Genomic DNA, 15,090 nt, shown 5'->3' with positions numbered 1-15,090 from the left:
GGCCTCGGGCCCGGCGGCCTCGGGCCCGGCGGCCTCGGGCCCGGCGGCCTCGGGCCCGGCGGCCTCGGGCCCGGCGGCCTCGGGCCCGGCGGCCTCGGACGGAGCCGCCGCGCGGTCCGCCCCGCGCGCCGTGCTCCCGCTCATCAAGGCTCCGAGGCAGGCCACGTACGCGGCGATGGACCGGACCCCCCGGGCGCGGGCCGCGGCGCCGCGCTTCGGCCGCAACGGCTTCCCCATGGACCCCAAGGACCGTGCCGCCCGCCGGGACAGGCTGCGGGCGCGGGCCGTGACCACCACCGTCGTGGCGACCGTCGTCGCCGCCCCCGTGCTCGCGCTCTGGGCGGCGTACCGCGGCGCTCCGGAGACGGGCGACGGCCGCGACGGCTCGTCGGTCAGCGCCGGCGCGTCCGAGGGCCCGGCCGGGGCGGACGGGAAGCCGCGCAAGTTCTACGAGATCGCGGGCAGCGCCCAGGACGACCCGGGCTCCGGCCGTGGCCCCGGTCACGGCTCCGGCGGGGAGGGCACCGCGCCCGGCGTCTCGGTCGAGGTCATCAGCGACGGTCTGCCCGTACCGCCGGCCCTTCCGGGGCAGCCGGCCCTCGCCAGGATCTCGGTCGAGGCTCAGCCCCACGGCGACACGACGATGATCACGCTCAGGGCCTCCGGCGGCGCGCCGGTCTCCTGGACGGCGGCGACCAAGGCCCCGTGGCTCCGGCTGAGCCGCCACTACGGCACGCTCGCGCCCGGCGAGTCGTTCACCGTCCAGGTCTTCGTGGACCACCGGCGCGAACCGTCGGGACCGTGGAGCGCGCGGGTGGCGATCTATCCGGCGGGATCCGTGGTGAAGATCTACGGCTACGGCTCCAGACCGCCGCTCTCAGGTCACGCGGGCCGGCCGGGACACCCCGCACACCCCACGCTCCCCGGACATCCGGGACACCCCGCGGATCCCGGCCCCGGTCCGGGCCCCGGCGGGCCGACGCGGCCGGCCCCTTCCGAGCCCGGTCCGTCCCAGCCTTCCGACCCGGGACCGGGTCAGGGACCGGGGTCCGGACCGGGTCAGGGGTCCTCGGATCCCACAGGTCCCGCCGATCCCGATCCCGATCCCGGGGGCCCCGCCCCCGGCGCTCCGCAGGCGGCCGACCCGCCCCCGGACCCGGGCGTGCCCCCTAGGCCCTAGGGGCTTTCCGGACGCCGCACCGGGTCCGCCGGATGCGGTGCCACCAGCGGAAGCTCGCTCGCCAGGCGCTGCTCGCACAGCTCGGCCAGCCGGTCGTACCCCTCCTTGCCCATCAGCTCGGTCAGCTCGGGCCGGTACGTCTTGTACACCGGTTCGCCCGCGCCGTGCGCCGAGGTCGCCGAGGTGCACCACCAGTGCAGATCGTGGCCGCCCGGCCCCCAGCCGCGCCGGTCGTACTCACCGATGGACACCTGGAGCACGCGCGTGTCGTCGGGCCGCTCGATCCAGTCGTACGTCCGCCGCACCGGCAGCTGCCAGCAGACGTCCGGCTTCGTCTCCAGCGGCTCGCGGCCCTCACGCAGGGCCAGGATGTGCAGCGAGCACCCGGCGCCGCCCGCGAAACCGGGACGGTTCTGGAAGATGCAGGAGCCGTCCCAGCGGCGCGTCTGACGCTCGCCGTCGTCGTCCGTCTGCGTCCAGCCGGTGGTCGTGCCCTCCTTGTGGAACTGCCAGAGGTCCGGTGTGAGCCGTGCCACATGACCGGCGACGCGCTTCTCGTCGTCCTCGTCGGAGAAGTGCGCGCCCAGCGTGCAGCAGCCGTCGTCGGCGCGGCCCGCCTGGATGCCCTGGCAGCCGCTGCCGAAGACGCAGCTCCACCGCGAGGTGAGCCAGGTCAGATCGCAGCGGAAAACCTGCTCGTCGTCGGCGGGATCGGGGAATTCGGCCCAGGCACGGGCGAAGTCCAGCCCCTTCTCGTCCGGCACGTTCTGGCCGGCAGCGGCGTTCCGCGCGTTCCGGGGCGTACGCGAAGAGGCGCTCGCGGCCTCCTCCTGCTGGTGCTGCTTCTTCGGGCCGTTGGCTTTGCCCGGCTTCGCCTTTTTCGTCTTTGGCACAGGTCCAGCGTATGCGCGCGGTCGCAGTAGCGTTCCGTTCATGAGACTCGGAGTCCTCGACGTCGGTTCGAACACGGTTCATCTGCTCGCGGTGGACGCCCACCGCGGCGCCCGTCCGCTGCCCGCGCATTCGTACAAGGCGGAGCTGCGGCTCGCCGAACTCCTCGACGAGGACGGCGCGATCGGCCCCGACGGTGTCGACCGGCTCGTCTCGACGATCACCGACGCGCTCCAGGCCGCCGAGGACAAGGGCTGCGAGGACGTCCTGCCCTTCGCGACCTCCGCCGTGCGCGAGGCCACCAACGCCGAGCAGGTCCTCGGGCGTGTCAAGAGCGAGACCGGCGTCGATCTGGAGGTCCTCACGGGCGAGGAGGAAGCCCGGCTCACCTTCCTCGCCGCCCGCCGCTGGTTCGGCTGGTCGGCCGGGAAACTGCTCGTCCTGGACATCGGCGGCGGCTCGCTGGAGATCGCGTACGGAATCGACGAGGAGCCGGACGCCGCCGTGTCCCTGCCCCTGGGCGCGGGCCGGCTGACCGCGGGCTGGCTGCCGGGCGATCCGCCCGACCCCGTCGACGTGAAGGCGCTGCGCCGCCACGTACGGGCGCGGATCGCCCGTTCGGTCGGGGAGTTCTCGCGGTTCGGCAGCCCCGACCACGTGGTGGCGACATCCAAGACCTTCCGGCAGCTGGCCCGGCTCGCCGGGGCCGCGCGCTCCGCCGAGGGGCTGTACGTGCAGCGTGAACTGAGTCGTACGTCACTGGAGGAGTGGGTGCCGAAGCTGGCCACGATGAGCGCGCTCCAGCGCGCCGCGCTCCCCGGTGTCTCCGACGGCCGGTCGTCGCAGCTGCTGGCGGGAGCGCTGGTCGCGGAGGGCGCGATGGACCTGTTCGGGGTCGAGTCGGTGGAGATCTGCCCCTGGGCGCTGCGCGAGGGCATCATCCTGCGGCGGCTCGACCAACTCCCGACCACATAGAGGGTGCCCGTACGCTGTCTCCGTGGCAGAACCTGTGGTGCGCATCCCGGATGCGAAGGTCGCGCTCTCGACGGCTTCGGTCTATCCGGAGTCCACGGCGACGGCTTTCGAGATCGCCGCACGCCTGGGGTACGACGGCGTCGAGGTCATGGTCTGGACCGACCCCGTCAGCCAGGACGTCGAGGCGCTGCGCCGGCTCTCCGACTATCACGGGGTGCCCGTACTCGCCGTCCACGCGCCCTGTCTGCTCATCACGCAGCGGGTGTGGTCCACCGATCCGTGGGTGAAGCTCCAGCGGGCGCGGGCGGCGGCCGAGAAGCTCGGCGCCTCCACCGTGGTCGTGCATCCGCCGTTCCGCTGGCAGCGGCAGTACGCGCGTGATTTCGTCACCGGAATATGGCGGATGGCGGACGAGACGGACGTACGGTTCGCCGTCGAGAACATGTACCCGTGGCGCTACCGCGACCGGGAGATGCTCGCCTACGCGCCCGACTGGGACGTGACCAAGTACGACTACCGGCACTTCACCGTCGATCTCTCGCACACCGCGACCGCCCGCACCGACGCCATGGCCATGATCGGCCGGATGGGCGACCGGCTGGGGCATGTCCATCTCGCGGACGGCAACGGGTCGGCCAAGGACGAGCATCTGGTGCCCGGCCGGGGCACGCAGCCGTGCGCCGAGCTGCTGACGGGGCTGGCGGGCAGCGGATTCGACGGGCAGGTCGTGATCGAGGTGAACACGCGGCGCGCGATGTCGGCCGCGGAGCGTGAGGCCGATCTGGCGGAGGCGCTGGCGTTCGCCCGGCTGCATCTGGCCTCGCCGTCCTCGCCGTCCTCGTCCTCGCCGTCGTCTTCTTCGCCCGCGCCTTCCGCGTCGCCCTCGGCCGCGCCCTCCTCGGCGAAGCGGCCGGGGCCGTCCTCGGCGCGGTCGCCCCGTACCGGCTCCCCGGGGATGCGCCCGTCATGAACGGCACGGCTCCGCGCCGCCGCGGCCGTCCCGCCCGGCAGGAGGCCGGTACCGGCCCCAGCGCCCAGCAGAAGATCCTCGACGCGGCCCGTACGGAGTTCGCCGAGCGCGGCTACGACAAGACCTCCATCCGGGGCATCGCCAAGGCGGCGGGGGTCGATCCGGCGCTCGTCCACCACTACTTCGGTACGAAGGACGAGGTCTTCGCGGCGGCCATCGAGGTCTCCTTCGAACCGGCCCTGATGCTGCCCGCGCTGCTGGCCGGCGGACCCGACGGCATCGGGGAGCGGCTCGCCCGCTTCTTCATCGGCGTCTGGGAGAACCCGGTGACCCGGGCCCCGCTGCTGGCGGTCATCCGCTCCGCGCTGACGCACGAGGCGGCGGCGAAGGTGCTGCGTACGTTCGTCCTGCGGCGGCTGCTGGAGCGGGTCGCGGAGGAGCTCGACGTACCGGATCCCACGTTCCGTGCCGAGCTGGCCGCGTCGCACATGATCGGGATCGCCTTCCTCCGCTATGTGATCCGGGCGGAACCGCTGGCGTCGGTGGACACCGAGGAGATCATCACGATGGTGGCGCCCACGCTTCAGCGCTATCTGACCGAAGCCTGATCCCTGCCAGGTCGCCCCCCGACCGATAGCTGAACAGCTGTTCCGCATCTCGGACACGCTGTCCAGATCTTGGATCCGGGGCGTACGCTCGAAGAAGTCATTTCTGCCGAAGGATCTGCTGAAGGAGCGAGCGACGATGCCCGAGCTGAGGTCCCGCACTGTCACCCACGGCCGCAATATGGCGGGCGCACGTGCCCTTATGCGGGCATCGGGCGTAGCGAGCGAGGACATCGGCAAGCCGATCGTCGCGGTGGCCAACTCCTTCACCGAGTTCGTGCCCGGCCACACCCACCTCGCGCCGGTCGGCCGGATCGTCTCCGAGGCGATCAAGGCCGCGGGCGCGGTGCCGCGCGAGTTCAACACCATCGCCGTCGACGACGGCATCGCGATGGGCCACGGCGGAATGCTCTACTCCCTGCCGTCCCGCGATCTGATCGCCGACTCCGTCGAGTACATGGTCGAGGCGCACTGCGCGGACGCGCTGATCTGCATCTCCAACTGCGACAAGATCACGCCCGGCATGCTGATGGCCGCGATGCGCCTCAACATCCCCACGGTCTTCGTCTCCGGCGGCCCCATGGAGGCCGGCAAGGCGACCCTGGTGGACGGTACGGTCCGCAAGCTGGACCTGATCAACGCGATCTCGGACGCGGTCAACGAGAGCGTCTCGGACGAGGACATCCTCCGTATCGAGGAGAACGCCTGCCCTACCTGCGGTTCCTGCTCCGGCATGTTCACCGCCAACTCGATGAACTGCCTGACCGAGGCCATCGGCCTCTCGCTGCCCGGCAACGGCTCGGTGCTGGCCACGCACACGGCGCGCAAGGCGCTGTACGAGAACGCCGGCCGCACGGTCGTCGAGATCACCAGGCGCCACTACGAGCAGGACGACGAGACGGTCCTGCCGCGCTCCATCGCCACCCGCGCGGCCTTCGACAACGCCATGGCCCTCGACATCGCCATGGGCGGCTCCACGAACACCATCCTCCATCTGCTCGCCGCCGCCCAGGAGGCCGAGCTCGACTACGACCTCGGCGACATCGACGCGGTCTCGCGCCGGGTGCCCTGCCTGGCCAAGGTCGCGCCCAATGTGGCCCCCGGCGGCACGTACTACATGGAGGACATCCACCGGGCCGGCGGCATCCCCGCCATCCTGGGCGAGCTGTACCGCGGCGGTCTGCTCAACGAGGACGTGCACACCGTCCACTCGCCGAGCATCAAGGACTGGCTGGAGACCTGGGACGTCCGCGGCGGCTCGCCGTCCGACGAGGCGGTCGAGCTGTGGCACGCGGCCCCCGGCTGCGTCCGCTCCGCCGAGGCGTTCTCCCAGTCCGAGCGCTGGGACACCCTCGACACCGACGCCGCGGGCGGCTGTGTCCGGGACATGGCGCACGCGTACTCGAAGGACGGCGGCCTGGCGGTGCTGAAGGGCAACCTCGCCGTCGACGGCTGTGTGGTGAAGACGGCCGGCGTCGACGAGTCGATCTGGACGTTCGAGGGCCCCGCCGTCGTCTGCGAGTCGCAGGAGGACGCCGTGGAGAAGATCCTCCGCAAGGAGATCGCCGAGGGCGACGTCATCGTCATCCGCTACGAGGGCCCGCGCGGTGGCCCCGGTATGCAGGAGATGCTCTACCCGACCTCGTATCTGAAGGGCCGGGGCCTCGGCAAGTCCTGCGCGCTGATCACGGACGGCCGCTTCTCCGGCGGTACGTCGGGTCTCTCGATCGGCCACGCCTCCCCCGAGGCGGCCTCGGGCGGCACGATCGCGCTGGTCCACGACGGCGACCGGATCCGGATCGACATCCCGAACCGTTCGATCGAACTCCTCGTCGCCGACGACGAACTGGCCACCCGCCGCGAGGCGTTGAACGGTGTGTACGCCCCCGCTTCCCGTGAGCGCAAGGTCTCGGTGGCGCTGCGCGCGTACGCGGCGATGGCGACGAGCGCGGACAAGGGCGCGGTGCGGGACGTCACGCGCCTGGGCTGACCGCCTCCATACGCATGTACCCGGGCCGTGCGCCCCGGATCCCGCTGGAGGGACCGGGGCGCACGGCTTTTCCGTGAGCGGGCCAGGGCCTACCAGCGGTCCGGCCGCCGGCTGTCGACCGCGAAGACGGACCCGTCGGGCGCGGTGGCGAAGACCGCGCCGGGCTCGGTGACGGGCGCGGGCAGGGTGGGCACGAGCGTGCGCGGCCCGTCGTCCATCCGCGGCTTCGTCTGCCCGAGCAGGACGCCACGTTCGGCGTCCACGGCGAGCAGCCGGCCGTCGCCCGCGCTCAGATAGACGCGGTCACCGGCGACGGTGGGCCGTGACGCCCGGGTGACCGACGTCTCCAGCCGCCAGCGCACACCGGCGTTCTCGCCGCCGCCCGCCGACCCGGCCGCGCCGGATCCGGCGGTGCCGACGGTGCCGACGGCGAGCAGCGAACCGGTGTACCCCATGACATAGACCGTGTCACCCGCGACGGTGGCCTGCGCCTGGTCGACCGGCGTGGGCAGCGGGACGCGCCGTACGGTACGGGTCGACGCGTCGACCCGTACGACCTCGTTCGTATAGCCGTCGGCGTCCTCGGAGAGCAGGAACAGCGCGTCGCCCGACGCGCCCGCCGGGGTCAGGCTGCCCGTCAGCCGCTTCGTCCAGCGCACGGCGCCGTCGGCCGGATCGACGGAACTCACCTCGGTGGCCCCGCCGTCGGACGACGGAGTGGCGGCGAACAGCGGACCGCCGCCGGCGCGGGAACCGCTCGCCGCCGCCCAGACGGTGCCGGTCCCGCCGCGCTGCCGGCTCCAGCGCTCGTCCCCGGTCGCGCTGTCCAGGGACCGTACCCGTCCGTCGTAGGCCACGAGCAGCACGGTGTCACCGACGTGACGGACCGAGGCGTACGAGGAGATCGGGACGGACCAGCGTGTGGCGCCGGAGTCCGGATCGAGCGCCTCCAGCCGGGCCCTGCCGGGGCTGGTCACATGCAGCAGTCCGCCCGAGAGAACCGGCGCCGCGCCGACGTCGGCCTCCGCGCCCGCCTTGTCGCCCTTGACGGACCAGTCGAGGCGGCCGTCCGAGGGATCGAGCCGGGCCGCCTTGATGCCGGGAGCCGTGCAGTAGACGGCCGCGTCGGCGGCGGAGCAGACGGGTATGCGGGTCTCGCCGCCGCCGGTGCCGGGCAGCTTGACGTGCCAGGGGTGGAACGTCCCGCCGGGTCGCACCGCCTCCGGCCGCGCGGGGTCGGAGGCGCCGTCGTCGAGCGCGCTGCGGACACCGACGAAACCGGCCGTCACGACGGCTGTCAGCACGACCCCGATCGCCGCCCACCGGACGGACCGCGCGCGGGCGCGCCGGGGGCGGGTGGCGGTCGGGCCGCGTTCCGGCCCGGCAGCGCGCGGCTCCGCGCTCCGCCCGCTGTTCGTACTCCCCGTACTCCCCGTACTCTCCGCGGGCCTGATCCGGAGCTGCCGCGTCCGGGAGCGGGCGGGGCGGGCATGGGTCGCGGGATCCGGATCCGCGTTCTCGGCGGGGTCAGGACCGCGCTGCGCCGGTACGAGCGGACTCGCCCCCGGTGACGACAGCCGCGCGCGGTGCCGCGTATCCGTACCGGGCGCCGACGAGGGGCGCAGCGCGGCCATCATCTCGTCCGGAGTCGGCCGGTCGGCGGGCTCCTTCGCCAGACACCGGGTGATCAGCGGCAGCAGCTTCTCCGGGACCCCCGCCAAGTCCGGCTCGTTGTGCACGACTTGGTACGCGACGATGTACGGGCTGTCGGAGTCGAACGGCCCGCGCCCGGTCGCCGCGTGGACCAGCACCGCCCCCATGGCGAACACATCGGCGGCGGGGCCGACTTCACGCGGTCGCTGGAACTGCTCGGGCGCCATGAACGGTGGTGTGCCGATGAGCTTGCCCGTCTCGGTCCGCAGATCGCTGTCCGTCGGACGCGAGATACCGAAGTCGATGACCTTGGGGCCGTCCGCCGCCAACAGGACGTTGCTCGGCTTGAGATCGCGGTGCACCACACCGGCCCGGTGGATGTCCCGCAGCCCCTCGGCCAGCCCCGCGCCGAGCCTGGTCAATTCCTCGGCATCCAGGGGGCCGTTCCGCTTCACCCGCTCGGACAGGGTCGGGCCCTCGATGAACAGGGTGGCCATCCACGGCCGTTCGGCCTCCGGATCGGCGTCCACGACGGGCGCGGTGAAGGCGCCGCTCACCCGGCGTGCGGCGGCGACCTCCTGCCGGAACCGGGCTCTGAACTCGGGATCCGACGCATGGTTGGTATGGATGACTTTGACGGCGAGACGCAGCCCGGAAGCGGAGGTGGCCAGATGGACCACGCCCATTCCGCCTGCTCCCAGGGCTGATTCGAGCAGGTAGCCACCGGCGTAATCCGGACGCTCCGCTTCCGGGGCCGACCCGGTATTGCGCAGTGGTGGCATCGCCCACCCCCGTGTATTCGTGCGCAAGCGCGACGCACGGAGCCTAGTCGATGATGCGTGCTATCCAGCCATGGGTTGCTAGCCTGCGCGGCGCAGAGTACGCACCTTCACTGGGGGAGGACCGAATGTCAGTCGAAGAGGTTGAGAGCGGTGTGGGGAATGCCGTGGGGGATGTCCTGGAGGGTGCCGGGGAGGCGCCGTCCGAGACGCTCGCCGGAGCGGCGGTCGCCGTGGCCGGGCCCGTGGAGACACTGGCGGCCAAGCGGTACACGGTCCACCCGGACTACCGCGTGAACGTGCGCAGCGGCCCCGGCACGAACTACCAGCTCGTCAAGGTGCTGCCGTACGGCGCGAGCGTCCCGATCAACTGCCAGAAGCCGGGTGAGTGGGTCACCGGCCCCTACGGGACGACGAACCTCTGGGACAACATCGCCAACGGCCAGTACGTCTCGGACGCGTATGTCTACACGGGCAGCAGCGGCTATGTCGCGGAGCGCTGCGCCTGACCGGGGCTGACCGCGCTGACCGGGCCGACGGGGCTGACCGCGCTGACCGGGCGCCGCGACGCGCGCCGGGGATAATCGCCGCGTGAGCGAGCACCCCGTACACCCCGTCCAGCCCGAACACCCCGAACACCCCGAACACCCCGAACAGCCCGAGCCGCACGTGCGGTCAGCGCCGCACGAGCCCCGGAGGAACGGTGGCCCCGAGCCCGAGGCCATCCGTTTCTTCGGTACGACCTGGGTCGGCCACGACCGCGGCTACGCACTGCGCCGCGTCGTGGTCGCCGCGAGCTCCCTCGTCACCACCGTCGCCGCCTGCTTCGTCCTGCGCTTCGCGTACGAGGGACTGGAGATCGCGGACGTGGGCGCGTTCGTCGGGGTGCTCGTCATCGCGGTCTTCTCGGTGTGCGGCGCCATCGCGTTCCGCAGGACCTGGGACGGTTTCCAGCGCCGCCCGGCCGATCCGGCCCGCGAGGAGTCCCTGCGCAGCGTCAAGACGATCGGCTTCATCGGCGCGCTCCTCGCGTACTTCCTGAGGTCTCTGGTCGAGGCCCCGGGCGAGGGGCTGCGCCGCGCGGAGTACGAGACGGCACTCGTCCAGTACGAGCGCCGACGCGGCGCCCGCGCCGGAAACCCCGCCGCACGCTCCGGCGGCAAGGGCAGGAAGCCCAAGCGTACGTAGGCCACGGCCCCCGGTCGCGCCCCGCCGCCGCGCCAGGATGGGCGCATGACCGAACGCGCTCTCTCCTTCGACGCCGTGGCCGACCAGTACGACGAGGCCCGCCCCGGCTATCCGCCCGCCCTCTTCGACGCCATCGAGGAACTCACCGGCCGCCCGCTCAAGGGCTCCCGCGTCGTCGACGTGGGCGCGGGCACCGGTATCGCCACCCGCCTGCTGCGCGCACGCGGCGCCCACGTGACCGCCGTCGAACCCGGACCGCTGATGGCGGCCAGGCTGCGCCGCGCCGCGCCCGGCGTTCCGCTCGTCCGGGGTCTCGGTGACGCCCTGCCCCTGGCGGACGGCAGCGCCGACCTCATCACGTACGCCCAGTCCTGGCACTGGACCGACCCGGCCCGCTCCGTGCCCGAAGCCCTGCGGGTCCTGCGGCCCGGTGGCGCGCTCGCCCTCTGGTGGAACATCTCTGACGGCGAGGTGCCCTGGATCGCGGCCCAGGACGAACGGGTCCGCCGCTGGGCCGGCGACGTACACCACGGCGCCCACAGCGCCGCCGGGCGGGCGGGGAATCTGCGGGCCGCGATGGACCGGACCGAGCGGCGTATCCCGTGGACCCGCCGCGTCACCCTCGACACCCATCTCGCCAATCTCGGCAGCCACTCCGTCTTCCGTACGCGCGGTGAACAGGCCGCGGCCGGCTTCTTCGCGGACGAGCGGGCGGAGCTGCTCGCCGTCTTCCCGGACGGGACCGTCGAGGAGGCATATGCCGTCGAACTGACGATCACCGTCCGCGCTTGACGGGCGCAGGGGCCGCGCCCATTATTCATCGCATGATGAATTTTACTGAGGGCGCCATCCGCGCCCGCGGTCTCACCGTCCGACGGGGTGACCGCACCGTCCTGCGCGGCCTCGACTTCGCCGTGTCGCCGGGCCGGATCACCGGCCTGCTCGGCCCGTCCGGCTGCGGCAAGTCGACCCTGATGCGCGCCGTCGTCGGCACCCAGGCCAAGGTCACCGGCACCCTCGACGTGCTCGGTCTGCCCGCAGGCGACGGCGCGCTGCGCGCGAGGATCGGCTACGTCACCCAGGCCCCGTCCGTCTACGACGATCTGACGGTCCGTCAGAATCTCGACTACTTCGCCGCCGTGCTCGACCCGGGACGGGCCCGGCGCGCCGCCCGGCGCGAAACGGTCACCCGCGCCATCGGCGACGTCGACCTCGCCTCCCACGCCGACTCACTCGCCGGCCGACTCTCCGGCGGCCAGCGCAGCCGCGTCTCCCTCGCCGTCGCCCTGCTCGGCACCCCCGAACTGCTCGTCCTCGACGAACCGACCGTCGGCCTCGACCCCGTACTCCGCCGCGACCTGTGGGAACTCTTCCACCGCATCGCCGCGGAACGCGCCGCGACGATCCTCGTCTCCTCCCACGGTCGACGAGGCCAACGCACTCCAGGAGAGCGCCCGATGAACACCGCGACCCCCGGTACGGCGACGGTCCCCGGCACCACAGCGCCGTCCCGCACCACCCCGGCCCCGATGTCCGCCGCCCGCACCCTGGCCACCGCCGCCCGAGTGCTGCGCCAGCTGCGCCACGACCCGCGCTCGATCGCGCTGATGATCCTCGTCCCGTGCGTGATGCTCTTCCTGCTCCGCTACGTGTTCGACGGCAGCCCACGCACCTTCGACGCCATCGGCGCCTCGCTGCTCGGCATCTTCCCGCTGATCACCATGTTCCTGGTGACCTCGATCGCCACCCTGCGCGAACGCACCTCGGGCACCCTGGAACGCCTGCTCGCCATGCCCCTCGGCAAGGCCGACCTGATCGCCGGATACGCCCTGGCCTTCGGCCTGCTCGCCCTCGTCCAGTCCGTCCTCGCCACCGGCCTCGCGGTCTGGGCCCTCGGCCTGGACGTGGTGGGATCCGCCTGGCTGCTCCTCCTGGTCGCGCTCCTCGACGCCCTGCTCGGCACGGCACTCGGCCTCTTCGTCTCCGCGTTCGCCGCGTCCGAGTTCCAGGCGGTGCAGTTCATGCCCGCGGTGATCTTTCCGCAGCTCCTCCTCTGCGGCCTCTTCGCCCCGCGCCCGACCATGCAGCCCGTCCTGGAGGCGATCTCCAACGTCCTGCCGATGTCCTACGCCGTCGACGGCATGAACGAGGTCCTGCGCCATACGGACGTCACCGGCGACTTCGTCCGGGACGCCGTGATCGTCGCCGGCTGCGCGGCGCTCGTACTAGCCCTGGGCGCGGCGACCCTCCGGCGCCGCACGGCCTAGACGTACCGATCCCCCACGGACGTGCCGATTCCCTCGGACGTACCGCTCCTCGGACACATCCCGCGCGCTTCCCGGCCCCGGTGCGAGGATGGTCGGGAAGGACAGCACGCAAGGAAAAACAGCACACATCCCCACCGGCGAGGTGACCCCGCAATGCCCCAGACAGTCGCAGTCCTCGGTACCGGAAAGATCGGCGAGGCCCTGCTCAGCGGCATGATCCGGGCAGGCTGGCGGGCCGCCGACCTGCTGGCCACCACCCGCCGTGCCGACCGGGCGGCGGAACTGCGTGACCGGTACGGCGTCGAGACCGTCACCAACGCGGACGCCGCCAAGCGCGCCGACATCCTCATCCTCGCCGTCAAGCCGCAGGACATGGGCAAGCTGCTCGACGAACTCGCCCCCCATGTCACCGCCGACCGCCTGATCATCAGCGCCGCCGCCGGAATCACCACCGCCTTCATCGAAGAACGCCTGACCTCCGGCACCCCCGTCGTACGCGTCATGCCCAACACCCCCGTGCTGGTGGACGAGGGCATGTCCGTCATCTCGGCCGGCAGCCATGCCCTCGCCGTCCATCTCGCCCATGCCGAAGAGATCTTCGGCGGCGTCGGCAAGACCCTCCGCGTCCCCGAGTCCCAGCAGGACGCGGCCACCGCCCTCTCCGGCTCGGGCCCGGCGTACTTCTACTTCCTCGTCGAGGCGATGACCGACGCCGGCATCCTCCTCGGCGTGCCCCGCGCCCAGGCCCACGAACTGATCGTGCAGGCCGCCATCGGCGCCGCCGTCATGCTCCGCGACAGCGGCGAACACCCCGTGAAGCTCCGGGAGGCCGTGACCTCCCCGGCCGGTACCACCATCAGCGCCATCCGGGAGCTGGAGAACCACGGTGTACGGGCAGCCCTGATCGCCGCGATCGAGGCCGCCCGCGACCGCAGCCGCGCCCTGGCCACCGGCAACGGCTGACACTCGGGCGGACGCGGCTGCCCGCCGGACCACGGCCCAGCGGATCGCCCGCCGGACCACGGCCCAGCGGGCGATCCCGGCTCAGACGGCGGGCAGCAGACCGATGGCCCGATAGGCCGCGTCGACCACCGGACGGGCCATTTCCCTGGCCCGCTCCGCTCCCTCCTTCAGTACCCCGTCGACATAACCGGGGTCCGCGGCCAGTGCCGCGTGCCGCTCCCGCAGCGGCCGCAGCAACTCGACCACCGCTTCCGCCGTGTCCTTCTTGAGCGCGCCGTACGAGTCATACGCGCCGGCCAGCTCGTCCGGGCTGCCGGAGCCGCAGCCCGCGAGGATCTCCAGCAGATTGGCCACCCCCGGTTTGGCCTCCGGGTCGTATTCGACCTCCGTCCCGCTGTCGGTGACGGCACGCATGATCTTCTTCCGCGCCGCATCGGCATCGTCCAGGAGATAGACGATCCCCGCGCCGGACTCGTGCGACTTGCCCATCTTCGACGTCGGATCCTGGAGATCCATGACCCGCGCGGCCACCGGCGGCCGGGTGGCCCTCGGCACGGTGAACGTATGCCCGTACCGCTGGTTGAACCGCACCGCGAGATCCCGGGTCAGCTCCACATGCTGCGTCTGGTCGTCACCGACCGGCACTTCATCCGTGCGGTAGGCCAGGATGTCCGCGGCCATCAGCACGGGATACGACAGCAACGAGAACCGCACGCTCTCCCCGGACGCCAGCGCCCGAGCGCTCTTCTCCTTGTACTGGATCATGCGCCGCAGCTCACCGTCGGTGGCCGTGCACTCCAGCAGATACGACAGCCGCGCGTGTTCGTCCACATGGCTCTGTACGAACATGGTGCACAGGGCGGGATCCAGCCCGGCCGCCAGCAGGAGCGTGGCGGCCTGCCGGCTGAGTCTGCGCACGCGGGCCGGATCGTGTTCGACGGTCAGCGCGTGCAGATCCACCACGCTGAACAGCGCGTCGGCCCGGTGCTGATCGACCTCGACCCACCTGCGTACGGCCCCGAGGTAGTTGCCGAGTGTCAGATGCCCTGTCGGCTTGATCCCGCTGAAGATCCGCGTCATCTCTCTCTTCACCCTCCGGATCGGAGCCGCCGCCTCCAGCGGCCGGCGGCTCCGAGAGGAGAAACGCGAACGGCCGCCGGGGCGGCGGCCGTTGAGTGCACACGTGTGTGGGCGGCCGCCGTCAGGCGGCCCACCACAGAAGGTTGCACGTGTGCGTTGTCATGGCCCCCAGAGTAGCGGCCGACCCCTCAAGTTGACATGCCAAACACAGATCCGTAATGTTCTCCGGGCTGTCCGACGTGAGCACCGGTCCAGGCCGGTCCCCGGACAGTCATTCAGCAGGACCCACTACAAGCAAGCGAACCACTGGTGTCGCATTGTTTTGCGTGAGCTTTTGCGAATGAGGAATCCGCGTTCGAAGGGACGCGGCCCCGATTAGCGTCGGAGCAGCAGATTCCGCTAAAGTCTCACTCGTCGGAACGGCCCAACGGCCGGGAAGACGGCCCCCTCTGACTGGGAATCAGGCCCGAAAGGATCTGATAGAGTCGGAATCGCCGGAAAGGGAAACGCGAAAGCGGAAAACTGGAAGGCGGCCCCGCTCCGACGGGG

General features: G+C 72.0%; 13 protein-coding genes and 1 pseudogene. 11 read left to right on the top strand and 3 right to left on the bottom strand.

Translation table 11 applies throughout. The annotated features are described in order from the left end of the window. The first annotated feature begins 175 nt into the window (after nucleotides 1–175). Nucleotides 176–1,180, top strand: a complete 1,005-nt coding sequence (locus tag CU044_RS40010; protein WP_205124060.1) for a hypothetical protein — start codon at nucleotides 176–178, stop codon at nucleotides 1,178–1,180. Here CU044_RS40010 and CU044_RS08830 read toward each other — a convergent pair. Then, nucleotides 1,177–2,073, bottom strand: a complete 897-nt coding sequence (locus CU044_RS08830; RefSeq protein WP_129767928.1) for a hypothetical protein — start codon at nucleotides 2,071–2,073, stop codon at nucleotides 1,177–1,179. The two genes, CU044_RS40010 and CU044_RS08830, sit on opposite strands and share 4 nt — an antisense overlap. A gap of 40 nt (nucleotides 2,074–2,113) precedes the next feature. Here CU044_RS08830 and CU044_RS08825 point away from each other — a divergent pair, with 40 nt between their 5' ends. The 4 genes from CU044_RS08825 to ilvD all read left to right on the top strand — a co-directional run bounded on the left by CU044_RS08825 (nucleotide 2,114) and on the right by ilvD (nucleotide 6,611). Beyond that, nucleotides 2,114–3,046, top strand: a complete 933-nt coding sequence (locus CU044_RS08825) for a Ppx/GppA phosphatase family protein (protein ID WP_129767927.1) — start codon at nucleotides 2,114–2,116, stop codon at nucleotides 3,044–3,046. 22 nt (nucleotides 3,047–3,068) lie between these two features. Beyond that, a complete protein-coding gene (locus tag CU044_RS08820; RefSeq protein ID WP_240045446.1) occupies nucleotides 3,069–4,016 on the top strand; it encodes a sugar phosphate isomerase/epimerase in 948 nt (315 codons plus the stop codon). After that, nucleotides 4,013–4,624, top strand: a complete 612-nt coding sequence (locus CU044_RS08815) for a TetR family transcriptional regulator (protein WP_129767926.1) — start codon at nucleotides 4,013–4,015, stop codon at nucleotides 4,622–4,624. The genes CU044_RS08820 and CU044_RS08815 overlap by 4 nt, the downstream gene beginning before the upstream one ends. A gap of 136 nt (nucleotides 4,625–4,760) precedes the next feature. Continuing rightward, a complete protein-coding gene (ilvD, locus tag CU044_RS08810; protein ID WP_129767925.1) occupies nucleotides 4,761–6,611 on the top strand; it encodes a dihydroxy-acid dehydratase in 1,851 nt (616 codons plus the stop codon). A gap of 89 nt (nucleotides 6,612–6,700) precedes the next feature. Here the strand turns inward: ilvD and CU044_RS08805 are convergent, their stop codons facing one another. Beyond that, complete coding sequence (locus CU044_RS08805) at nucleotides 6,701–9,046, bottom strand: serine/threonine-protein kinase (RefSeq protein ID WP_129767924.1); 2,346 nt, start codon at nucleotides 9,044–9,046, stop codon at nucleotides 6,701–6,703. 125 nt (nucleotides 9,047–9,171) lie between these two features. Here CU044_RS08805 and CU044_RS08800 point away from each other — a divergent pair, with 125 nt between their 5' ends. The 6 genes and pseudogenes from CU044_RS08800 (at nucleotide 9,172) to proC (ending at nucleotide 13,461) form a co-directional block, all read left to right on the top strand. Further along, the gene (locus CU044_RS08800) at nucleotides 9,172–9,552 is read left to right on the top strand and encodes a hypothetical protein (protein ID WP_240045445.1); all 381 of its coding nucleotides are present in this window, start codon (nucleotides 9,172–9,174) and stop codon (nucleotides 9,550–9,552) included. 160 nt (nucleotides 9,553–9,712) lie between these two features. Then, nucleotides 9,713–10,231 carry a hypothetical protein gene (locus CU044_RS08795; RefSeq protein ID WP_129767930.1) on the top strand — a complete coding sequence of 173 codons (519 nt, stop codon included), beginning with the start codon at nucleotides 9,713–9,715 and terminating at the stop codon, nucleotides 10,229–10,231. Nucleotides 10,232–10,276: 45 nt separating this feature from the next. Beyond that, nucleotides 10,277–11,023 carry a class I SAM-dependent methyltransferase gene (locus CU044_RS08790; RefSeq protein ID WP_129767923.1) on the top strand — a complete coding sequence of 249 codons (747 nt, stop codon included), beginning with the start codon at nucleotides 10,277–10,279 and terminating at the stop codon, nucleotides 11,021–11,023. 32 nt (nucleotides 11,024–11,055) lie between these two features. Further along, nucleotides 11,056–11,640, top strand: a pseudogene (locus tag CU044_RS39430) (ABC transporter ATP-binding protein); the annotation flags it as partial. A 120-nt stretch (nucleotides 11,641–11,760) separates the two neighbouring features. Continuing rightward, a complete protein-coding gene (locus tag CU044_RS39425) occupies nucleotides 11,761–12,498 on the top strand; it encodes an ABC transporter permease (RefSeq protein WP_240045447.1) in 738 nt (245 codons plus the stop codon). A 153-nt stretch (nucleotides 12,499–12,651) separates the two neighbouring features. Further along, nucleotides 12,652–13,461 carry a pyrroline-5-carboxylate reductase gene (proC, locus tag CU044_RS08780; protein WP_129767921.1) on the top strand — a complete coding sequence of 270 codons (810 nt, stop codon included), beginning with the start codon at nucleotides 12,652–12,654 and terminating at the stop codon, nucleotides 13,459–13,461. A gap of 81 nt (nucleotides 13,462–13,542) precedes the next feature. On the opposite strand, the gene trpS is transcribed toward proC, so the two are convergent. Next, nucleotides 13,543–14,541, bottom strand: a complete 999-nt coding sequence (gene trpS / locus CU044_RS08775) for a tryptophan--tRNA ligase (protein WP_129767929.1) — start codon at nucleotides 14,539–14,541, stop codon at nucleotides 13,543–13,545. Nucleotides 14,542–15,090 lie beyond the last annotated feature (549 nt).

The organism is Streptomyces sp. L-9-10, from assembly GCF_004151105.1.
Lineage (GTDB): Bacteria > Actinomycetota > Actinomycetes > Streptomycetales > Streptomycetaceae > Streptomyces.
This window is presented reverse-complemented; position numbering and strand designations above follow the sequence as displayed.